Here is a 22,812-nt window from a genome sequence, read left to right on the forward strand (position 1 = left end):
ATGAAATGGCTCATTACAACATACATTTCAACCACCACCTTTCAGAATATTCAAATATATTATCTCAAAAAAATATCAACTATCATTATCAATTACAATATGTGATTATTCCATTTATTAGTTAGTACAAACTAATATCTAAAATATGACTATACAATAAAATAACTGAAAACTTCGTAACTGTCTATTACTCTACTATGATAGATTGAGCAATAAATATAAAATATCTCCACTAGATTAATGTTCTAGTTAATCAATAAAATACACAATCAGTTAGTTAGTGTAAACTAACTAATATAATATATGATATTCATTACTGTTTCAATAAAAACTTCTTGCACCTTGAGCACTTTTTAATTATCAACTAAAGTTACTTTTTTCAAAATATCATTTCCCATCTGATTAATCACCTTCATCATAGTGCAAATGTTACCAATACATAGTGATATTAGTCACTTATAGAAAAATTTATAAATAAAATCTAATTATGGTAATGGAACAGCTTTGATTAAGAACGAACTATTTGTGATCTTAACTTTAATTTTTCATACACGTCATGTTGCAAATTTCACAATCGTTTATTTTAAACTTATGTGACGGACTCTCATAATAAATACAGGGTGTCCATAAAACTATTTTATGGACACCCATCTTTACTTCACAAACGTATGAGAATAATGGATTACCTACACATGTTAGATCATGAATATCTCTTGACCTAACAAAATATCATTTGAAATCATTTCTAATTATCGTTACCCAATATCTAATGTAGGTTTAGATAAATGTCACTTTCTCTTCTAGTGAAGCTCTTACCTTTGGCGGTGTGCCAGGTTCTTTTCGATATCCCATAGGAATGACTAATGCAACTTCATACTCCTCAGATGAATAGTCTAATAGTTTTAGTACTTCATCATTTACGAATCCTTCCATTGGGCATGTATCAATTTCAATTGATGCAGCTGCCATCATTAGGAATGATCCTGCAATATAACATTGAGATTTCGACCATGAAGTGAATGTTTCACTGTTAGGGAACGATTCTAAGAAGTTAATTGCGATTGGAACACCGTTCTCAGGAATTCGCTCACGGATTAATTGATTTACTTCTGGAGATTTCGGATCTAATAACTTATCTTTTTTAGCTAAAATAACTGCAACGGCACTAGCGTCTTCAACTTGTTGTTGGCTAAAGCACACGTCTTTAAGCTTTGATTTCATACTCTTATCTTGTACAATGATATATTCCCAGTGCTCAAGGTTTAATGAAGAAGGAGCTTTTAATGCACTTTCTAATACAAACTTCATATCTTTTTCTGGAATTTTTTTATTTACATCGAAATGACGGACTGCATGGCGATATTGTAACGCTTCTGGGAAACTTAACATAATGAACATCCCTCTCTCATTTTTATTTTTTCAAGAAAATAATCGTTACTAACTACTATTTATTGTAATAAAAACATATGATCTAGATATTGTTCATGCATGCAATGACATTAACTTAAAGTAAGAGATGGTACCAGATCTCTACTTGTTGAAAGATTTGTTTTTTTAATCCTTCTACGGTAAATTGTAAATATAAAATAATGTAACGTAAATAAGTCAAATTTTATTGACCATACAAGGGGGTTATCTTATGGCATTATCGAGGAAAAAGCCATGTGAGGAACTAAGCAAATTAGAAAAAATTCTTATATCGATTGACGGTCGATATACCCCACTATTAATACTAGCTCTTGAAAAAAATCATAGGTTCAGTGATTTACTAAGAAGATTGCCTGAAGCGAATAAACAAAGCTTATCAACAGCATTAAAACAACTAATTAAGTATGAAATTGTGTTCAAAGATGTTATAAAAGAGTCTGCTCCACAACATATTGAATATGGACTAACCGAAAAAGGGAAGAGAGTACGAGGAGTCCTACTCCAAATGTCAGAGATTTTGTAATATCTATAAAAGGTTAAACAAGACAAAATTTTTGTTCCCTCAGTAAAAATACTTAGATCATAACTTACATTTAAAATTTAAAGTAAAAAAAGGGTATCAAATCCACATAGATTTGATACCCTTATTGCATGATCTATTATCGTTCAACGAAACCTGAATCGATTATTTTGAGTTGAAGGCGTTCAGCATCCAAATATGCTGCTCCAATGATGTTTTAATGCCAATAAACAAATCCGCAGTTGGTTGATCGTCTGAACCATCTGCTGTGTTGATGATTTGCTTCGCGTCATTAACAACCAGTTCAAAATCATTTACTAAATTTCCAACCATCTCATGGGCTGTTTCTTTTCCATTAGATTCTTCAATTGTAGCCACCTCAAGGTATTCTCTCAATGTTGCGACTGGTTTTCCTTTGATCGTTAAAATTCTCTCAGCAATCTCGTCGATATAATTTCCAGCTTCATTATAGTATTCTTCAAACTTTGTATGCAAAGTGAAAAACTCTGGACCTGTTACGTACCAGTGGTAATTGTGAAGCTTCGTATAAAGAACATTCCAATTTGCAAGTTGTTTGTTTAATGCAGCAATTAGTTGTTGATCCATCATTTCATTTCTCCTTTTAAGCTAAATTTTTGTTTAAATATTATTTCATTCAAATCTCTTAGGACAAACCTTCATATTGTTATATTGTGAGGAAATTGTCCATATTACACCAAACTATCATAAGTTTTTGCTTCGTGTTCCATATAATGTTACAACTTTTCAAATTCTAAATTTATGTTTAAAAAGAGAAACTTCTATTATCTTATCACTATTATTGGCTCAACCATGAGTTTGCAAGAGTTAAAGCGCCCTTATTTGCTTCCGTATCTGCTAAAGCATTTAACATAACAAAATCATGAATGATCCCTTGGAATCGGACAGCTGTTACATCCACATCAGCTTCTCTTAGTTTATTGGCATAAGCCTCACCTTCATCGCGTAACACATCCGCTTCAGCAGTAATAATTAAGGCTTTCGGAAGGCCTTTCAATTGCTCTATATTTGCACGTAATGGCGAAGCTGTAATTTCATTTCGTTCTTGCTCATTCGTTGTATATTGATCCCAGAACCATTGCATTCCATCACGACGTAAGAAGTATCCTTCTTGAAACTGCTCATAAGAATCAGTGTCAAATGAAGCATCAGTTACAGGGTAGAAAAGAAGTTGCTTATCGATTTTTGGCCCTTTACGTTCCTTTGCCATCAGAGTAATCGCTGCGGACATGTTACCACCCACACTATCTCCTGCAACTGAAATCTGTTGAGTATTCATTCCATACTCTTGTCCATTTTCTGAAACCCACTCTAATACTGCATATATTTCTTCGATAGCAATCGGATATTTTGCTTCAGGTGATAGACTATAGTTTGTAAATACGACAGCTGACTGTGAACCGACAGCTAATTCCCTTATTAAGCGGTCATGTGTATGCTCATTTCCAAAGACCCAACCTGCACCATGTGTGTATAAAATAACAGGAAGGTTATTTGGTGCATCCTTTGGTTTTAGGATTCGAACTGACACTTTTCCTGTTGGCCCACCACTAATCATAATGTCTTCAATATCTACTGGCTTCTTGTCTATTGGAGATGATTGAACCTCATCTACTGCTTTTCGACCTTCCTCTGGTGCAAGATCAAATAGATATGGCGGGTTTTTAGTAGCTTCAACAAACTCCTGTGCTTCTGGTTCAAGTACAACCTTATTATATTTTTTTCCTTCAACTGACATACTAACTTTGTTGGTATTTTTATTTGAGTCATTTTTCGGCATTTTTTCGTCCTCCAATTTTAATTTATTATCATAGGATGCTTTACTATGGAACGGTTATACAAGACATTCTTTCTTTTTAACAAACTAAAAATCGAATCACTTTTAAATTGTTGTAAACTTAATTGTGCACAATTTAATTTTGTAAAATAAATATAACAAATTCGAATGATAATAGTCAATAATAATTTTCTAATTTTTATCACATGTCAACCGAGACTTAGACCCCCATTTCAAAGCTTAGGAGAATTAACGAAGTTTCATCCTCCCCTTATGTCGTATAAGTATCAGTTATTGTCTCATTGGTTAGAATTTTTTCTTCACACAAAAAAGCCAGCATTTTGAATGCTGACTTTTCCGTATCTTAGATTTGTGTTTAAAAGAAGAACGATTCATTTTTTATACTTATACAACGTTAATAAATAAGTGTTCTAACTTTTAATAAAAATACCCGACAATCTCTACATCAAATGCTGCATCGCTATCAATTGCTTTCCAACCACCAAAATCTGGAGTCATTTCAAATAAATACGAATCTTTTGGATTAGCTTTTACATACATTAATCCACTATGATGAACCGATTTAGCGACATTACCTTTGGCAAGTTCAGATGCAGACGTTCCTAAATAAATGGCATTTTTATTAATTTCGAACTTGAGAAGATCAGATCCTATATTTTTACTCGTAACATTTACCAAAAATGCCTTTGGAGTTTCTTTGAAATCTCTCGGTTGTAACTCACCTTCCGTCATCTCTCCATCTACTACTACAGGTGACGCCACATCAACTGGAGTATCGAATTTTTCATAAAATAAATCAAGATCTGTAGCATCATCATCTGCAAAATATCCAAGTACTTTTATCTTATACTTCTCATCCCCACCATCACCAGTAGCTCTCCAGGCACCTACTCCGATATCTACTGAAATCTCAGATGGTCGATTACTATTTGCAGGAACAAATACCACATTACTATGAATCGGATCATATTTTGCACCTGGTTCAAGCCCTAATGCATGTGTTGGTGATGTTCCAAGCTGTGAGGAAGATGTTCCATTTAAATTCACTGAAACTATATTTGAAGATACTCTGTGTGCGTCTACTTGAACGAGATAACCTTTTGCATCGTTTATTCCTGTGTTCAGTTTTTGTGAACCCGCTTCATAATACGTTTGAGAATATTCATATGGTGTAAATTTCGATGATGCTCCTGTTCTATCAAAATAACCTACAAGTTTTACAGACGTACTTCCTCCGAAGTATCTATTCTTTGCTTCAAACGACAAATCCTTACTTGACACAACAACTGTCGTATTATGGTATGGACGTAATTCTGGTATTCTCGTAATTAATTTAAGTGAAGAAATTTTGTCATTGAAACCAACTGTTCTTAAATCAGGAATATCGCCGTTAATTGGTAAGTAATCTCCAGAGTAATCATAATTTGTCTTATCAAATGCAATCAAACCAATCTCAGGTAACTTATTCAATACTTTTACTGAGCTAAACTTGTTGTTCCAATCACTTCCGATATTATCTTCACCAATGATGTAGTCTTGATAAGCACCATTGTAGTTCGTATGTTCGAAGAAACGATATACTGCCCCATAGTGGAGCTTAACATCTTTAATCTCATTATCAAAATTTCTAGTTCCAGAACTCTTCCCTTTATAAATGACATCTTCAAAGCTGCTTAAGTCTGGAACTGACTTATCAATAACAGCATAATCTCCATTTCCTTTATAAATAATAAGCTTTGCTAAATTATCACTGTTGTTTCGTACTTTAATGGAAGACGCTATACCTAAATCAAAATATTTAAGTCCATTATACAAAGTATCTATTTCTGGTGTGACAACATTTGTATAAGCACTGCCACCGCCATAATTTTTGTCCTTGTATAGAGTAAATGACGGACAATATTCACATTCTATTTTGACGTAAGATACTTCATTCCTTACAGAGTCTGGTAAATTAGTCAATCTTAAATAACTATCAACATCCCACCATCGATGACCTGATCCAGTACCATCACTATGTTCCTTAAATGTTGGATTGATAAAATAGTTCATATTTGCTCCACCGATTACGTGGAATGAAGCTGCATCATCATTAAAAAATCCAGAGATATCCTTATCTCCATAAACATCTACATAGTCAGTACCGTATTTATCAAGTTTTATATTATCTTTATTATTTTCATATAGTCTTACAAATGGTTTCCCTCTCTGACCGATAATCCGTACGGAAGATGTTCGATCATTAAAATCTATACTATTATTGGAAAGATTACGATCAGAACCTGTTAATGCTAGAACATCGTCTTGTTGTCGATGGTCATAGAAATTGTATAAGACGATTCCAGCTCCAAGCTTACTATAATCAAACTTAACAGAGCTCGCCTTGTTCGACATAGGTGAATTATAACCATATGCTCCACTTCGTAAATCTGTAATCGAACTTGTTAATGCATATCTACTACCGCTATAATCGTTATTTTCAAACAATGTATACGTTGTGCCTGGCGCTTTATATTCAATTGGATAATCATTAACACCTAAATATACTCGTTGATTTCCAATATCAGCTCGACGCATATTAGTCGTCATCGATGAATTCTTAACTTCGAACACGAACGCTTCTGCATTCGGATATTGCTCTGGCAAGCTAGTAATATCATTAACTACTTTTGTTCGTGCTAACGGTACATAACCTAATCCCTGTTTAGATACTCCATAAGGTGCCAAAATATATGCAATTGTTTTGTTTCCATTGACATCAGTCGCCGTTAAGATCGCGTCTTTATATGAGATATTTAATTGGTTAGCTTGAATCCTAGACTCATATATTCCGTCATAAACACCATTCTCATCTATATCATCTAAGGGTAAATCAATCAGTTCACCACTAGATGTTTTCACTGACGCAGTTACACTTTGAATCTCAGAGCCATTTTCAGCTACTCTTGCAACAACTTGTTTACCGTCTTCTCCATAGAACACATATTGAACAGCAGGAGAACCGTTAAGATCCGTTTTTTCTAGGACAATATCCATTCCAGGTCGTAATTCAATATCAAACAAGTCTTCTTCTTGTTGGAAAATATCAAAATCATCATCTTCCTCTGATGATAAGAATATCCTCCAAGAATCGTTCACTTCTTCACCATCTACTATAAATTTTCCATTAACAACTTCTGCATCCAAAACAAGCTTAAGTGCGTCACCTAATGTCGTTTTAGGATCGTGCTGTGCATGATTAAGTTCTGGATTATTTGCAAACACTTTGAACTTTTCCTCACCCTTAGTTGGATGTACATACGTAATACTTGCCGATACTGCATCAATTGCCGCCTCATATAAATTCCAATCTCCGTTTGCTGAGATTGAACCATCATCCTCAAGCTGTTTTACATTCGCTCTAATTTGATCAGTTGATAATGAAATAGGATAACCCATTTGAATTAATTGCACCTGATCGATTGTAAGAAAAATCTGGTTCGTATCATTCGTACCTGTTTCAGTATATTTCAATGCAACTGTATCACGACCACTCGGATACGATTCATTAGGTGCAATACTATTTATCTTACTCGCACTATCTGTTGTTAATGATATCGCTGTTTTATCACCAATTTGTAGTGACAAGCTAGGGGTAATATTATATGCTGGTGCAGTTCCTTTATTTGTATATTTCACATTCCATACACTTGTTGCTGCTTGTGAAGGATTCGTTGCTGTTGCCTGACTCCAGCTTGTCGTATCCTGATTACTATCCACACGAGAAGTTGTTTCTGTGTTACTCTTATCCCATTGCCCGTTACTTTCTCCATAGATTTTCGTATTAACCTTAACACCAGGGTCCTGTATTTTGAAGTTTTTCTCAATTGCAACTTCAAAGCCAGCCTTATATCCAAGTGATCTTGCTGTCGTTTCACTTTTATCGGTACTCTCACTCCATGCCTCTGTTAATACAGTACCATCAGTTGTTGTAATTGTTTCATAAGGTGTAATTGATACACCCTCAATTTCTGCTTGAATATCAGGAAATGCTGGCACTAACGGATGTTGTGCAATAGCTGCAATTCCTTTATCAACTTGTCCAGTAACTTCCTCATAATCACTATATGGATCTTCGTCCGTACTCCTGCTGAAAGGTGATGTGACATATTTTATTGCACCTTCACCGTAATTATCAGCATCCTTATCATCCCATTTGACTATTCCAGCACCAAGAACATAAGTATAGCCTTCCTTTTCCCACACATCATAAATATTGTCACCATCAGCATCTTGATTACTAGAAGACGAACTGCTCATACCTACCAAATTCGATAATCCTGTAGTTGATCCAAATAATTCTGATTTAGATAATATACTTGTATCTTCTTGATTATCTGTGTCTTCTATTTCTTTAACTTGTTTTTCTGTTGGTTTTGTTACTTCCTCTTCAGCTTGTTCTTCTGTTGATTCTGTTATTTCCTCTTCAGCTTGTTCTTCTGTTGATTCTGTTATTTCCTCTTCAACTTGTTCTTCGGTTGGTTCTGATACTTCTTCTTCCACTTGTTCTTCTGTTGATTCTGTTGTTTCTTCTTCAATTTGTTCTTCGGTTGGTTCTGTTATTTCCTCTTCAGCTTGTTCTTCTGTTGATTCTGTTACTTCCTCTTCAACTTGTTCTTCTGTTGGTTCTGTTACTTCCTCTTCAACTTGTTCTTCAGTTGGCTCTATGATTTCCTCAGTTGGCTCAATTTCTACGATTTGCTCTTCTACTACTTCTTCTGGAATTTCAAGTAAATCGACTACTGGCTCTTCGATGACTTCTTCTAGTTCATCAACAATTAATTCATCAGATGAAATCGAATAATCTTCATCCTCACCATGTTCAAGCAAGAAGATATGTTCTTTAGAAATAATTTCTTCCTCTTGGCTATCACTACTCCACTTAATATCAAGTTCAGTGAGTGGTCGATCTGGATTGCTATAAGCTACTCTTATGTGATATAGTTCATCTGCTTCTAACACAATAGGTAGTGGCTCAAAATTCAATCCATTAATAAGTAACTCATCATTTATCCATAGTTTAATATGTTCATTGTCTGATGTTGTGAATTGATATTCTTCTGAGTATTGAGGTTCAATGGTTCCTTCCCATTTGATCGAGTGCACGTTCTCCAACTTTTTCTTAATAAAATTCGGGATGTTAAGTACGTCAAGGTCGTACAGCGCATCTGAATCCTCCAAACGAATGAGTACAGGTTCAGAAAATTGTGCATCAGTATAATATGCCCCTTCTAAACCATTCTTAATAATTGGGTTATCATTTATTTCTTGACTATTCGTTTGTCTAGGTTCATCTTCAATTGTTTTGGCAATAGCTGTTGAATGAGTAGTGGGCAACAACTGTGTCGTTAATGCTAATGTTGTAAGCACTGAGACGAAACGTCTTTTGTAGTTAGATTGTTTCATTTAATAGTTCCTCTCCAAATTAGAATGATGTCATTAATTTCTTGTTTTCTCTACTTACCTGTTAAAATTTGTTCTTTTCATTCTTACATTTTTCAACTCAGCATTATCGTGTACTCTTAATAGTAAACACCTATACTTCTACATCTTCTCACCCCCTTAAAATCCTAAATATATTGATACGCTAATATAATTAGTTATCACTAACTAACATATAGTATTAGTTTGTTTGCACATACTAACAAATACTATTCATTGATTCATCAAAAATACTTCTTCTAATATTTATCCCTCATCAATCAATGTATATATACATTGAAAATAGTATTTTTTCATTTTTAACTATTATTAGTATAATTTTACTAACAACCATATGTTGTGATATTTATCACTTATTAGGAATATTTTTATTTTTCAAATACTTAACATAATTTATATTCTATTATTTTATTTACACAGTAAAGCCAGCATTTTGAATGCTGACTTTTCCGTATCTTAGATTTGTGTTTATAAGAAGAACGATTCATTTTTTATACTTATACAACCTTAATAAATAAGTGTTCTAACTTTTAATAAAAGTACCCTACAACCTCTACATCAATCACCGCATCACTATCAATTGCTTTCCAATCTCCATAATTCGGTGTCATTTCAAACAAATACGCATTGTCTGAATTAGCTTCTACATACATCAATCCACTATGATGAACCGACCTAGCATCCACACCTTTTGCATCTACTGATGATGATGTACCTAAGTAGAGGTAATTATCATTAATAGAGAATTTGAAATTACTAGCTCCAATATTTTTCCCAGTTACATTCACTAAATATGCTTTTGGAGTATCTTTATAATCTCTCGTTTGTAAAGGTACTGACGTCTTACGTTCATCTGTAATGGAAGGAGATGCAACAGCAATAGGCGTGTCGAATTTCTCATAGAATAGGTCATTACTTGAATTGTCATCATCTGCAAAATATCCAAGTACCTTGATCTTATACTTCTCATCGCCACCATCACCAGTCGCTCTCCAGCTACCTAATGAGATATCTACTGAAATTTGAGATGGATCGTTACTCTTAGCAGGAACGAAGACAACATTACTATGAAGTGGATCATAGATTGCACCTGGCTCTAGCCCTAATGCATGTGTTGGCGATGTTCCAAGCTCTGAATAAGACGTACCATTTAACTTCACTTGTACTTTGTTTGACGATACTCTTTGCGCATCGACTTGAACGAGATAACCTGTTGCATCGTTTATTCCTGTATCAAAAGAATAAGAACCTTTTTCTTCATAAGAAACATTATGTTCGTAAGGTGTAAATTTCGATGATTCTTCTGTTCGGTCAAAATAACCTACCAGATTCACAGATGTACCTTCTCCAAAGTATTTATTCTTTGCTTCGAATGATAGATCCTTGCTTGATACAACAACTGTCGTATTATGAGTTGGACGTTTTTCTGGTATTCTCGTAATCAACTTAAGAGAAGAGATCTTATCATTAAAACCAACCGTACTTAGATCAGGAATATCGCCTGTAATTGGTAAGAAATCTCCATCGTAATCATAGTTCGTTTTATCAAAAGCGATCAAACCGATTTCAGGAAGCGGGTTCAATACTTTTACTGAGCTGAACTTGTTGCTCCAGTCACTTCCAATGTTATCTTCACCAATGATGTAATCTTGATAAGAACCAGAATAGTTTTTACCAGTATAGAAACGATATACTGCTCCATAGTACATCTTAGCAAACACTACATTATCATTATAGTTCCTCGTTCCTGAGCTTTTTCCTTTATAGACAACGTCTTGGAAGCTACTTAAATCTGAAACCGAACTATCAATAACAGCGTAGTTACCATTCTCTTTGTAGATAATGATTTTCGCTAATTTATCTCCATTGTTTGATACTTTAATAGAAGATATATTACCTAGATTTGAAGAACGGTTTACATCTTCCACAGGAGTAATTTCAGCAAATTTATTATCATAATTTTTATTTTTGTAAAGTTTAAATGTTGGACAATATTGGCATTCAAATTTGACGTACGATACTTTATTACTTAAGTTATTAACACTGCTGTTAAAATCATTTAATCCTACATATCTCGATTCATTCCACCAATGTTGCTTTAAACCAGATCCATCACTGTATTGTCTGAACGTTGGATCGATATAATAGTTCATATCTTCTCCACCAAATGTTTGGAAAGAAGATGCCTTATCATTAAAGAAATCTGAGATATTTTTAGTACCATACACATCTACATAGTCAGTACCATAAGTATTCGTATTTTTATTAGCAGCATTATTTTCATATAGTCTCACATATGGCTTCCCTGACTGACCTATAATACGCACAGAAGAAGTAACATTATTCCAATCTGTACTATCAGTGAAATCTCGATCAGATCCTGTTAGTGCTAGAACGTCATCTTGTTGTCGATAGTCAAAGAAATTGTATAAGACGATTCCATCTCCAGATTCTCCATATTCAAATTTCAAAGAGCTTGCTTTGTTGTTAAAGCTATTTGCATACTTTAAACCACTACGTAAATCTGACATCGAGCTTACAATATAGTCTCTCTTCTTACCATCATCAGTACTATAATTTTTGTCATCATACATTGCGTATAGTGTAGCTGCCGCTCTATATTCAGTTGGATAATTGTTTACGCCTAGATAGACTCTTTGATTTCCAATATCAGCTCGACGCATGTTTGTCGTTGTTTTCGTATTTTTCACTTCGAACACGAAAGCCTCAGCATTAGGATATTTTTGCGGAAGTGTATTAACTTCATCTGTTACATCTTTAACACTAGCTAACGGAACATATCCTAACCCTCTTACAGTTACATCAGATGGCGTTAAAATATAAGTTGTCGTTACTTCTCCGTTTGCTGCTCTCACTTCGATTTCTGCATTTTGGTAAGTAAGATCAAGCAATTCTGCTAAATTTGAAGATTCATATATTCCGTCGAATTCTCCATTCTCATCCTCATCGATGAGATCGATCGTCTTCAATTCACCTGTAACTGTTCGAACCTTTGCTTTTACATAATCAATTGATGAACCATTTTCAAAAATACTAGAGATAATTTGTTTACCGTCTTTACCATAAAGTGCGTATTGTACATAAGGTTTCCCATCAAGTTCCGGCTTCTCAATTGTAATATCCATACCTGGTCTTAATGGCATATCGTATATATTCTCAATATTCGTGAACGTATCCTCATCAGCTGGTGAGTCAGAAGAGAAATAGATGCGCCACGTATCATCAACTTTTTCGTTGTAAATGTATAAGTTATCATTTTCTATTTTTGCATCTAGTGCTAATTTAAGGGCATCACCTAAAGTTGGCTCAGGGTCATAATTCGAACTAGATAATTTCGGATCATTTGCATAGACTTTAAAGTTATGTTCACCTGTTGTATTACTTAAGAAAGTGATGTTTGCTGTTACGTTATCAATATCAGCTTGATAATCGTTCCAACTTTGCTCAAATGATGGCAATCCATTTTCAATTCGTTTTACTTTTGCATCAATTTGATCGGTTGATACAGTGATCGGCAATCCCATCTCAATTGATTTTAATTGATTTAACGATAAATATAGTGGAATTGTATCGTTTGATCCTACCTCTCGATATTGCATCGCAATCGTTCCACTGCTTGGATATGAGTTATTAGGTGCCAAACTATTAATTGATTGGCTATTTGGTGTTTCCATCGATACGGCTGTCGCATTTCCAATTTGTAATGATAAGCTTGGAATAATATCATACGCTGGTGCAGTACCTGTGTTTGTAAACTTCACATTCCAAATACTTGTAGCCGCTTGAGATTCATTCGATGTTTTTGCTTGGCTCCAATTTGCCGTCTCTGATCCATTTTCTCCATCAGAAGTAGTTGTAATATCAGCTGTTTCACGGTGAGAATTCACTTCACCATAATACTTAAAGCTCTGTGTTGTCTTAAATCCACCATCAATGGCTATTTCTTCCTCAAATTCAAACGTAGCTTCTGTTCCTACCTTGGCACCGAGGCCTTTTGTAGTAGAGTCTGTATGATCAGTACGAGACTGCCATCCTTCCGTTACCGATGTTCCATCAGTCAGTGTGATCGTATCATTTGGTGTAATTTGAATATAATCCAGCTCTGCTTTAATATTTGGAAAAGCAGGAACTAATGGATGTGTTGCGACCGTTGAAATTGCCCCATCAACTTGTCTTGTCACTTCTTCATAATCACTATATGGATCACCATCTGTACTAAATCGAAGTGGTGATGTGACATACTTTTCTAGTTCTTCTGTCAGAAATTCGTCATCCCATTCCATTAAACCGATTAAAGGTGAGAACGTATAACCATTGATTTCCCATGTGTTAGGAATCCCATCAGAATCACTATCAAGCTCTTCATCATCATCTGATACTGCAAGCAATGATAAAGATCCTGTTAATGATGAAGGTACACTTTCGTCAGTTAATTGGATTTCTACTGTCTGCTCGTCTGTTGGATCTGTTGATTCTACTTCTTCAGCTTGTTCGCCTGTTGGCTCTGTTATTTCTACTTCTTCTGTCTGTTCATCTGTTGGTTCTGTTATTTCTACTTCTTCAGCTTGTTCATCTGTTGGCTCTGTTGATTCTACTTCTTCTGTCTGTTCGTCTGTTGGCTCTGTTGTTTCTACTTCTTCTGTCTGTTCATCTGTTGGCTCTGTTGATTCTACTTCTTCAACTGGCTCTTCTAGTGCCTCTGTTTGCTCAGCTTCTTCAACTGGCTCTTCTAGTTCTTCCGTTGGTTCTACTAACTCACCTTCTGGAATTTCAAGTAATTCTTCGACAGGTTCTACAATGATTTCTTCAAGTTCATCAACGATTAATTCTTCAGGAGAAATCGAATTGTCTTCTTCTTCACTGTGTACAGGTAAGAAAATATGTTCTTTAGAAATAATCTCTTCTTCTTGGCTATCACTACTCCACTTGATATCAAGATCCGTTAGAGGTTGATCTTGGTTACTATATGCAACTCGAATGTGATACAGCTCGCCTGCTTCTAATTGGATTGATTGTGGATCAAAATTCAATCCATTAATAAGTAATTCATCATTCACCCATAGTTTAATATGTTCATTGTCTGATGTTGTAAACGTGTATTCTTCTGAAAATTTGGGTTCAATAGATCCTTCCCATTTAATTGAGTGAACGTTCTCTAATTTTTTCTTAAATACTTTCGGGATGTTAAGTGAGTCAAGATCATACAGCGCGTCTGAATCTTCCATACGAATTAGTAGTGGATCAGAGAATCGTGCATCAGTATAATATGCCCCTTCTAATCCGTTTGTAATGATTTGTGTATGATTTATGTCTTGGCTAGTCGTTTCTCGAGGTTCATCTTCAACGTTTTTCGCATAAATTGTTGAAGGAGAAAACGGTAACATTTGTGATGTTAGTGCCAAAGTTGTAAGAACAGAAACGAAACGCTTTCTATTTTTAGTTTTTCTCATTAAATTGCTCCTTCACATTAAGTAGTGATTTTGTTATGCCATCATCAACAATTTCTTACCTTGTAAACTATTATTCTTCCATTACAATCATTTTCAGATCGATTTATCGTTTACTCTCATTTTAAATAACCGTACTTACGTCTTACATTTTAATCACCCCCTTAATAACTAAAATAAACAAAAACTCAATAGGTAGTTAGTACAAACTAACTTTAATACTGAGCAAATTATTCAAAACTACTATTAAACAAATACTTGGCGTATACTTTCACCATTATTTCTAAATCTTATAACCACACATATAAGAAACAAGAATATCGATACAACACCAATTATTTATTCATTTACTTACATTTAGTTTTTTATGGATTTCCCTCAAGTATTTATCTAGTTATTCCAAAACCACAAAAATTATAGTACATTATCTATTAAAAGGTAATATTGATAGTTAGTGCTAACAATTAATGATAGTATATTTTAAACTTTCTAACATTTCAAGAAGAATTCATCAAAATATTGGTTATTTCTTTATTATTTTTCCTTTTTCTAAACTTTTTTTGAAAATGTTATCGATTTGCAAATATTTCGGAGAGGATTATTAAAAAATTGCTATAATAGTATTACATGAGGTGATTATTTTTCTTGGTATTCATTCTATATCAGACAAAAAACTACATTTTCCACTAATACATATTTACTTCCCAAAAGAAAAAGAATATAAACACTGTTTTTGTAAAAAATGATAATTTTCTTCATTCTTACGAATAATTTCTAATCGAAACATTTAGTGTTACCTTACATTATTAAATGAAAACTACGAACTTTATGACAAATAAACAAATGAAAAACATTGTATATATACTATTAAAGAAGGGTGTTAATCACGCTATGCTAGAACAAAAAAAGCACAACAAACAACATACAAAGCAAAAAATATTAGATGCTTCAACAAAACTCATTTCTGAAAAAGGCTATAATTCAACAACACTTCAACAAATTGCGAATGAAGCACAAGTGTCAGAGATGACGGTTATTCGACATTTCCAAACGAAGGAAAATATCTTGCTCGAAAGTTTAAAAATGATCAATCCAAACTCTCCTTACGTGGAACAGTTTATTGCTACAAAAGCAACATTTAATTTAGATAATGATTTACAGAAAATTGTTGAGATCATTCAGGATAGTTTAATTAAAAATAAACCATATATCATCACATTAATTAGAGAAAAAGAATTTAGTGATAAAATTGATAAGATCCTACCAGTTGATTTGTTAAATGTATTAACTGATTATTTCACGATAATGAAGGAGAAGGAGAAGATTCAGCTTCAACTACAACCTGAGGCAATTGCTTTCAACTTATTATCTAATCTTATTGGAATGCTTATTTTACGAATCCGTTTTGATGATGACATTTTTGGAGTTTCAAATGAAAAATCGATCGAAGACTTTATTAAGATCTTTGCTCAAGGTTTAAAACGCTAAAATAAGGTCGTCCCTTAAGTCCTAATTACTGACTTTAGAGACGACCTCGTTTTTTTATAATGCTACCATTGTTTATCCAATTGGTCTGAATAAAATTCAATTGCTTTTTTATAACTTTTTATCGTTGGGTCAGAAGACGTTTCCGCTACACACTTCAATAAGATTTCCATCGAAGAATCATGATCGTTCAAATTGTATAAAGTCATTGAATAGAACACTTTCATAGCATAATTCGTCGGAAAACGTTCAATTCCAGTAAGGAATGTTGCTTTTGACTTTTCGAACTCACCTAGAGTGCGATACGTACTACCTAAACCTAACAAAGCTCCTTCAAGATCTTCCCCTTCAAGACCTAATGCGATCGATTTTTCATAATAAGGGACTGCTTCTGATTCCAACCCCATCACATCAAAGCTCCATGCACATTGATAATGAATGACAGCATTTTCTGGATAGTTACGTGTTAATTTGATTAACATCTCATTCGCTTGCTTATGTTTCCCTTCACTTCTAAGTTGAATGGCTTCCTCTAACTCTCTCATCTAGATTCCCCCTCACAAAATCATTATGCAAGAAAACTGATGACATAACCACCTGTTACACCGATAATAACGATTAACCATGCAGGTACTTTCCAGATGTTCAATAATGCAAATAAGATAACTCCTAAGGCAAAGTCTGATGCATCAAAGATTGAACTTTTGATTACTGGATCATAAAAAGCAGCTAATAAGATACCTACAACACTTGCATTCACTCCCATTAAAATACCTTGGAATGTAGGGCGACTGCGTAATTCATTTAGAAATGGCAATGCGGCGATAATGAGCAAGAATGACGGTAAAAAGATTCCAATCGTTGCAACAACTGCACCACTTACCCCTTGCATCATCGTTCCTAAGTAACTTGCAAATGTAAATAATGGACCTGGGACTGCTTGAGCCATCCCATATCCTGCTAGGAATTCATCAGGTGTTAACCATCCAATTGGTACAACCTCACGTTCAATCATCGGTAATACAACATGACCACCACCGAATACTAATGAACCAACCCTGAAGAAAATATCAAATATCGCAATGAACGGATTATCTGTCGCTTTTGAAATAATCGGTAACGCTACAAGTAAGGAAATTAGAATGACTAATGAAATGATGCCCGTTCTTTTTGAAATGTTCACCGTGAACGGTTTTACCTTTGACTCTGCTTTATCCTTAAACAGCTTCAAACCTAGTAGTCCTGCTCCAATGATAATGAGAATTTGCATCCAAGCAGATGGATAAATTAACATGATTGAGGCGGCTACTATAGCAATTGCTAGTCTCGGTTTATCAGGTGTTAACTTCTGACCTAATCCGATTAAGGCGTGCAAGACGACCGCCGCTGCAACGACTTTCAAACTATGTATAAATCCAGCATCTCCTAACGTAAATGTTTGATATAACATTGCAAATAAGACGAGTACGATAATTGAAGGAAGTGTGAAACCAATCCAAGAGATAATTCCTCCTAAGATACCTCCACGTAACATACCGATTGCCATACCGACCTGACTACTCGCTGGACCAGGAAGGAATTGGCACAAAGCAATGATATCAGCATACGTCTTATCATCTAACCACTTGCGACGATTGATGTACTCTTCCCTAAAATATGCTAGATGTGCTACAGGTCCACCAAATGATGTCAGACCTAGCTTTGTTGATGCAAATAAGATATCAATAAGATTTTGTCTATTGCTTGTCTGTTTTGATTCTTCCAAAATGTCACCTCATATAATTACTTTATTTCTTTAAAAAGTTCATATGCTTTTGCTCGTGCTTCTGTTAGTATGCTCTCCCCCTTGTCTGTAATATGATAATATTTTCTTATTTTTCCATTTACATTTAACTCTTCTTTCTCTAGAAGCTGATCCTTCTCCATACTGTGTAGAATTGGATATAACGTGCCTGCACTGATTTCATAACCATGCTCTCTTAATTCTTCGAGCATCCACGACCCATAGATCGGATCTTTTTTTGCATGATGCAAAATATGAATATGAATAAACCCTAAAAATAACTTTCGCAACACCTTTTTGTCCATCCAATGCCACCTTTAATAACGAATTCCAATATCGAATTTCGATATTGATAATAACGTACAACAATTTGAAAATCAATGACATTTACAAACACTTTACAAACTTAATCAACACTTCGTCTTATTACAAGACAAAAAAAATGAGTCATTCTTAATAAATAACTCGTCTAGTTTATATTTTATATAACGTTGTCTCCACTTAATTTTTCAAAGGGTATTGTCTGTGTTCAACACACCATAAAATGAGAATCGTTTATTCTTGTAAGAGAAAGAGGTTAACTGTAAACCATTTAACGTATTCGTTACTACCAGAAGAATTTTTCCCTGGCTTAACACCTCTTCATTGCATGCAAGATTTCTAATATTTTATCGACTTTAAATTCTAATAGCATTTCCTTCTTAACGACCGTTTTCAACGTATCATTCACATTATCATTAATGGCAAGTAATTCATCAACTGATAATCGACCAGATTCGAACTTTGCAACAGCTGCTTGAATCTTCTCACCTTCAGCATTCATTATATGTGCTAACGCTAACTCTTCTTGGCCAACTGTTGCTAACAGAAATAACAAGACTTGATCTTTATCTAAGTCTGGCAGTTCATTGAATCGGTACGGAAAATTCGGCATTCCCATATATGATCTCCCCTTGCTTCTTTATTATTTACAATCTATCTTATGAACCAACTCTAGGCGTGACTGTGCTAATGCCTAGATGTAGGCAAATTAATTAGAAAGTTGAGATCATTACAATTTTGTAGTCAGGTTTCCCATTTAAAACCGATCCATAGCATTAAACGAAAAATAAGCTACATGCAATTACACATAGCTAATTAAATGATCGTATACTTTTTAATATACAAACATAACAATAAAGAATGTTCGTTATAACACCTATCCATCATTCACAAATTTCCGTTGGAGCACTCAATTCACATATGTTGCCATCAAATGTATTATTATCAATAGCTGGAGCTTCTGCTCTAATATCAACAGTGTTATTATTTTTGGCTTTGTTGAACCGAATGATGTTATCCTCTGCAGCACTTGGAACTAAAATACCCGCATCATTATCATCTGTACCATTATTTCTGACAATATTTTCATCAATGACATTAAATTGATTATCGCCCACATTTATACCACTATCAACGTTATTGCAGATTAAGTTTCCAATGATAGTAGTACTGTCACTATTATTACTAATACCATTTGAACCATTTTTTAGAATTTTATTACCAAATGCCTTATCAAAATCATTAAAAAGTTCAATACCATCTTCTATATTGTTAACAATCGAGTTATTTAGTAAAATATTACCTCCGAAAGATCTAATCCCTCTTTCATTTTGAATACATATACAATGGCTTAAACAATTTTGTCCTCCATCAAATCCGAATCCACTTCTACTATTAAAAGATGCTTCACAATTCGTAATCAAATTATCTTCAACATCTACGAAGATACCATTTACATTAAAACTTGCTTTTACCCCTTCAATCACATTATTACTTGTAAACACAAATATGCCAGACCCACTTGCATATCCTTGAACTGTAAAACCTTTCAAGTATGTTTGATCCGCAGTTACTCCTATACCATTACTTCCCGTACCTGGCTCTCCAGAGATAACCGTCTTCCCTATTCCACAACCAAAGATTTTCAATCGCTCCTTCGTCACGTTAAATCCATCAAACGTTCCAGCTAAGATTTGAATCGAGTCACCTGGCATCGTACCTGGATCATCGATCGCAGCTTGAACAGTTTGAAAATTTGTAGGCACAATATGAATGGACATAAGCTTTCTCCTCCTTTCCAAGTGTTGAACTTAATCTCTCACTTCAACTAGACAATCTCTGAATGGCTTCCAATTGAAAATACTGTAACATTTTTTATATTGGTTCACTCTTTATTTTATGTATGAAAACAAGCTTTGACTGTAGGAATGACTAGACTTCTATAGAAAATATAAAATGTGTATTTAGCTAGGATCAGATTAGAAGAAAAGGCTGTTTTCCGTTAACAGTATTGCTTATGTATAATTTAAGGGTTATTTTACTTTTTATGGTATAATAATAATTGAAGGTCATTCAGTAATTTTATAGAAATTCTAAATAATATTAAGTGCTAATAATTTCTCTATATAGGAAAACCAATTTATCACGTATAAACTTACCATCATTGGAGGATAAAGTAATACCTCCAATGATGAAAGGTTCACTTTATCAATCAGTTAAAATTACACATATTGGAGGTGACATGATGGTGTGGTTAATTGGGGCAGGCATACTGTTATCAATTGGGTTGTTAGTAGATTGGTTGTATACAAGGATTGGCATTGATGATGTTGACCCAAATGAAAATGCAAGAAATGTATCGGTATCAGAAAGAGTCTATATCGAATCACATATGCACAATATTAGACAAAATCACGATAATACTGGGGGATTTTAACTCTCAGTGACAAATGATACGGATGTTTAATCATGGTCCTTTAACTAACAGGAACTAAATGTTATCATCACTTAGTTTGTAAACCTATCAAAAATTAATTAAAGATAAAGACATGTGATTGTCTGAAAATCACATGTCTTCTTTATTAACATTTACTTTATCCGTATACGAATATCTCCGTGAATGTAATTTGGGTATTGACTTACTTCAAATGTAAGTGGGTTTTGATAGTCCTTATCATGGATGTATATTGTTGAACCACCAGTATAAGCAAATTGACGCCCGCTACTATAATTATTGCCTGCTGCATCATAATAACTTCCCGAAAAAATAAAGTAACCATTATCATTTTCGGCGTTATCGTTTATACCAAATATAAGCTCAAGATCTTGACTTTCATTTCTTTCCCCGATATCTTTAATTTCAAGCAATGTTAATTGATCATCAGGAGCTTTTAGTAATTTCTCTTGCTCTAGATCAACGACAACTTCTGTTTTATCCTTATCAAGTGCCATTGCTTTCGTCATCACAATGTATAGTTGTTCATAATCTTGAAAGTAATTCCCTGTTAATATGATATCCCAGCGGTTATCACTAAAAAGCTTCCCACCACTCATAGTAGAGACGATTTCACCTTTTTCATTTTCTAGATGAAGATCGGATAGTTCCAAAAATTTCATATCATTTTGTTCATCAAACTGAACGGATAATATCTCTCTTGTAGGGTAAGAAGTCAGCTTATTAAACCGAATCGTTTGGCCAGATAGTTCATATTCTTGTTCAATCGGATGTACAATACTTTCATAAATTCGAGAGGAATCGATTGGGAATGTTATGATGAAATTTCGTTCTTTCGGTTCAGTGTTTTCTTTTGTTTGTTCAATGCTTAAGGATAACGTCAATTGATTATCAAAGCTTACATCTTGCTTCCAAGAAAAATCAAACAAATTGGAATGTGAAGTTTCTTCAGGTGAAGTATAATTTCCGTGTGACCTAGATGCTTGGTCGAGTTGTGAATTTGTGAGATTTGACAGCTTAATACTATGAAAATCAAGCGAACCAAATGGCTGTTCACTTTCTATCGTATAAAATAGTAATAACCGCCTTGCATCTGCAATAACATGATCAACTGTAAATGTGATACCATCTTGCGTAACACTCTTATCAATGATTTGAACATATTCATTTTCTACTGCATCTTGTAAACCCCGATCAAATTCAACTTGCTCTATCATTTTTTGCAAGCCAGGAATTCCACCAACGATTGAACGAAAGCTGTCACTATAATTCACTGATAATACGAATATGATGCATGCGGCTAACACAACTAAACTTGAATGCTTGACTATAATAAAACGTCGTTGTTGATTCTTACCTCGCTCTAGACCAGCTTGGATGTGACTATCAACTTGTTCAGGAACAGATGATTTTGTATATGCTTTTAGACCTTTTTCTAGCTCATTTGAAAAGTCGTTCTGCTTCATAATGCTCGATCCCTCCCTTCTTCATGTATGCTTTCAAATCCTTTAACGAACGGTTTAAGTATGTTTTCACTGTACCAATTGGCATCGATAAGCTTTCGGCAATTTGCACATTTGTCATATCTTGCTGGTATTTTAATATCAATACCACTTGATACTTCGGTTTCAACGTCTGGATTGCCTCACTAATAAATATCGATGTAAACCAATCATTTTGTTCTTTGGATAACTCTTGCATATATGTATCATCATGGTGAATATTCGTTCGTTTCTTCAACTCATCTAGACAATAGTTAATCGTAATCTTCGTTAACCATGCTTTAATCGCTGAAGATTTTTTAATTTTATGGTAATTTTTAAAGGCCCGAAATGTCACCTCTTGTACAGCCTCTAATGCTTCTTGTTCATTTTTCATATACGTAAGTGCTGTAAAATAAACGGTATTACGATATAAATGCATCATCTCTAAGAAAGCATCTTCATCACGTTTCTTAAGCTGATTGAATCGATTCTGATCCATAACACACCCCCTGTTCTCACTCTCTATTCTTAAGACCTTGATTAGACGTAA

The 22,812-nt window shown here is 34.2% G+C and carries 15 protein-coding genes; 3 read left to right on the forward strand and 12 right to left on the reverse strand.

Annotated features, from left to right (window positions below; all coding sequences use genetic code 11):
- Positions 1 to 777 precede the first annotated feature (777 nt).
- A complete protein-coding gene (locus tag BFG57_RS04050; protein WP_069716193.1) occupies positions 778 to 1,389 on the reverse strand; it encodes an NAD(P)H-dependent oxidoreductase in 612 nt (203 codons plus the stop codon).
- A 250-nt stretch (positions 1,390 to 1,639) separates the two neighbouring features.
- Between BFG57_RS04050 and BFG57_RS04055 the strand changes: the two genes are divergently transcribed.
- A complete protein-coding gene (locus BFG57_RS04055) occupies positions 1,640 to 1,951 on the forward strand; it encodes a winged helix-turn-helix transcriptional regulator (protein ID WP_069716194.1) in 312 nt (103 codons plus the stop codon).
- 162 nt (positions 1,952 to 2,113) lie between these two features.
- On the opposite strand, the gene BFG57_RS04060 is transcribed toward BFG57_RS04055, so the two are convergent.
- The 4 genes from BFG57_RS04060 to BFG57_RS04075 form a co-directional block, all read right to left on the reverse strand.
- Complete coding sequence (locus BFG57_RS04060) at positions 2,114 to 2,554, reverse strand: Dps family protein (RefSeq protein ID WP_069716195.1); 441 nt, start codon at positions 2,552 to 2,554, stop codon at positions 2,114 to 2,116.
- Positions 2,555 to 2,765: 211 nt separating this feature from the next.
- Positions 2,766 to 3,725 (reverse strand): alpha/beta hydrolase, encoded by a 960-nt coding sequence (locus BFG57_RS04065; protein ID WP_069716234.1) that lies wholly within the window; start codon positions 3,723 to 3,725, stop codon positions 2,766 to 2,768.
- Positions 3,726 to 4,202: 477 nt separating this feature from the next.
- The gene (locus BFG57_RS04070) at positions 4,203 to 9,230 is read right to left on the reverse strand and encodes a binary toxin-like calcium binding domain-containing protein (protein ID WP_069716196.1); all 5,028 of its coding nucleotides are present in this window, start codon (positions 9,228 to 9,230) and stop codon (positions 4,203 to 4,205) included.
- A 566-nt stretch (positions 9,231 to 9,796) separates the two neighbouring features.
- Positions 9,797 to 14,737: a binary toxin-like calcium binding domain-containing protein gene (locus BFG57_RS04075; RefSeq protein WP_069716197.1), complete on the reverse strand. Its 4,941-nt coding sequence runs from the start codon at positions 14,735 to 14,737 to the stop codon at positions 9,797 to 9,799.
- 807 nt (positions 14,738 to 15,544) lie between these two features.
- On the opposite strand from BFG57_RS04075, the gene BFG57_RS04080 reads away from it, so the two are divergent.
- Positions 15,545 to 16,222 carry a TetR/AcrR family transcriptional regulator gene (locus BFG57_RS04080; protein ID WP_083249062.1) on the forward strand — a complete coding sequence of 226 codons (678 nt, stop codon included), beginning with the start codon at positions 15,545 to 15,547 and terminating at the stop codon, positions 16,220 to 16,222.
- A gap of 62 nt (positions 16,223 to 16,284) precedes the next feature.
- Here the strand turns inward: BFG57_RS04080 and BFG57_RS04085 are convergent, their stop codons facing one another.
- The 5 genes from BFG57_RS04085 to BFG57_RS04105 form a co-directional block, all read right to left on the reverse strand.
- Positions 16,285 to 16,764, reverse strand: a complete 480-nt coding sequence (locus tag BFG57_RS04085; RefSeq protein WP_069716199.1) for a tetratricopeptide repeat protein — start codon at positions 16,762 to 16,764, stop codon at positions 16,285 to 16,287.
- Positions 16,765 to 16,787: 23 nt separating this feature from the next.
- Positions 16,788 to 17,984 (reverse strand): chromate transporter, encoded by a 1,197-nt coding sequence (locus BFG57_RS04090; RefSeq protein ID WP_069716200.1) that lies wholly within the window; start codon positions 17,982 to 17,984, stop codon positions 16,788 to 16,790.
- Between the two features lie 17 nt (positions 17,985 to 18,001).
- Positions 18,002 to 18,307, reverse strand: a complete 306-nt coding sequence (locus BFG57_RS04095) for a PadR family transcriptional regulator (protein WP_069716201.1) — start codon at positions 18,305 to 18,307, stop codon at positions 18,002 to 18,004.
- A gap of 326 nt (positions 18,308 to 18,633) precedes the next feature.
- Positions 18,634 to 18,942, reverse strand: coding sequence for an alpha-helical endospore appendage domain-containing protein (locus tag BFG57_RS04100; protein ID WP_069716202.1), 309 nt, complete (start codon positions 18,940 to 18,942; stop codon positions 18,634 to 18,636).
- 265 nt (positions 18,943 to 19,207) lie between these two features.
- Positions 19,208 to 20,104, reverse strand: coding sequence for a right-handed parallel beta-helix repeat-containing protein (locus BFG57_RS04105; protein WP_069716203.1), 897 nt, complete (start codon positions 20,102 to 20,104; stop codon positions 19,208 to 19,210).
- Between the two features lie 410 nt (positions 20,105 to 20,514).
- Between BFG57_RS04105 and BFG57_RS04110 the strand changes: the two genes are divergently transcribed.
- A complete protein-coding gene (locus BFG57_RS04110; RefSeq protein WP_245676701.1) occupies positions 20,515 to 20,760 on the forward strand; it encodes a hypothetical protein in 246 nt (81 codons plus the stop codon).
- Positions 20,761 to 20,912: 152 nt separating this feature from the next.
- On the opposite strand, the gene BFG57_RS04115 is transcribed toward BFG57_RS04110, so the two are convergent.
- A complete protein-coding gene (locus BFG57_RS04115; RefSeq protein WP_069716204.1) occupies positions 20,913 to 22,244 on the reverse strand; it encodes a DUF4179 domain-containing protein in 1,332 nt (443 codons plus the stop codon).
- A complete protein-coding gene (locus BFG57_RS04120; RefSeq protein WP_069716205.1) occupies positions 22,219 to 22,761 on the reverse strand; it encodes an RNA polymerase sigma factor in 543 nt (180 codons plus the stop codon). The genes BFG57_RS04115 and BFG57_RS04120 overlap by 26 nt, the downstream gene beginning before the upstream one ends.
- Between the last annotated feature and the right edge of the window lie 51 nt (positions 22,762 to 22,812).

Source organism: Bacillus solimangrovi, from assembly GCF_001742425.1.
GTDB lineage: Bacteria > Bacillota > Bacilli > Bacillales > Bacillaceae_N > Bacillus_AV > Bacillus_AV solimangrovi.

What these genes read in the sequence shown, in the direction of transcription:
- BFG57_RS04055 (WP_069716194.1), top strand. Translation starts at nt 1,640, where the DNA reads ATGGCATTATCGAGGAAAAAGCCATGTGAGGAACTAAGCAAATTAGAA.
- BFG57_RS04050 (WP_069716193.1), bottom strand. Translation starts at nt 1,389, where the DNA reads ATGTTAAGTTTCCCAGAAGCGTTACAATATCGCCATGCAGTCCGTCAT.
- BFG57_RS04115 (WP_069716204.1), bottom strand. Translation starts at nt 22,244, where the DNA reads ATGAAGCAGAACGACTTTTCAAATGAGCTAGAAAAAGGTCTAAAAGCA.
- BFG57_RS04120 (WP_069716205.1), bottom strand. Translation starts at nt 22,761, where the DNA reads ATGGATCAGAATCGATTCAATCAGCTTAAGAAACGTGATGAAGATGCT.
- BFG57_RS04110 (WP_245676701.1), top strand. Translation starts at nt 20,515, where the DNA reads ATGAAAGGTTCACTTTATCAATCAGTTAAAATTACACATATTGGAGGT.
- BFG57_RS04065 (WP_069716234.1), bottom strand. Translation starts at nt 3,725, where the DNA reads ATGTCAGTTGAAGGAAAAAAATATAATAAGGTTGTACTTGAACCAGAA.
- BFG57_RS04105 (WP_069716203.1), bottom strand. Translation starts at nt 20,104, where the DNA reads ATGTCCATTCATATTGTGCCTACAAATTTTCAAACTGTTCAAGCTGCG.
- BFG57_RS04100 (WP_069716202.1), bottom strand. Translation starts at nt 18,942, where the DNA reads ATGGGAATGCCGAATTTTCCGTACCGATTCAATGAACTGCCAGACTTA.
- BFG57_RS04075 (WP_069716197.1), bottom strand. Translation starts at nt 14,737, where the DNA reads ATGAGAAAAACTAAAAATAGAAAGCGTTTCGTTTCTGTTCTTACAACT.
- BFG57_RS04095 (WP_069716201.1), bottom strand. Translation starts at nt 18,307, where the DNA reads ATGGACAAAAAGGTGTTGCGAAAGTTATTTTTAGGGTTTATTCATATT.
- BFG57_RS04060 (WP_069716195.1), bottom strand. Translation starts at nt 2,554, where the DNA reads ATGGATCAACAACTAATTGCTGCATTAAACAAACAACTTGCAAATTGG.
- BFG57_RS04070 (WP_069716196.1), bottom strand. Translation starts at nt 9,230, where the DNA reads ATGAAACAATCTAACTACAAAAGACGTTTCGTCTCAGTGCTTACAACA.
- BFG57_RS04085 (WP_069716199.1), bottom strand. Translation starts at nt 16,764, where the DNA reads ATGAGAGAGTTAGAGGAAGCCATTCAACTTAGAAGTGAAGGGAAACAT.
- BFG57_RS04080 (WP_083249062.1), top strand. Translation starts at nt 15,545, where the DNA reads ATGAAAACTACGAACTTTATGACAAATAAACAAATGAAAAACATTGTA.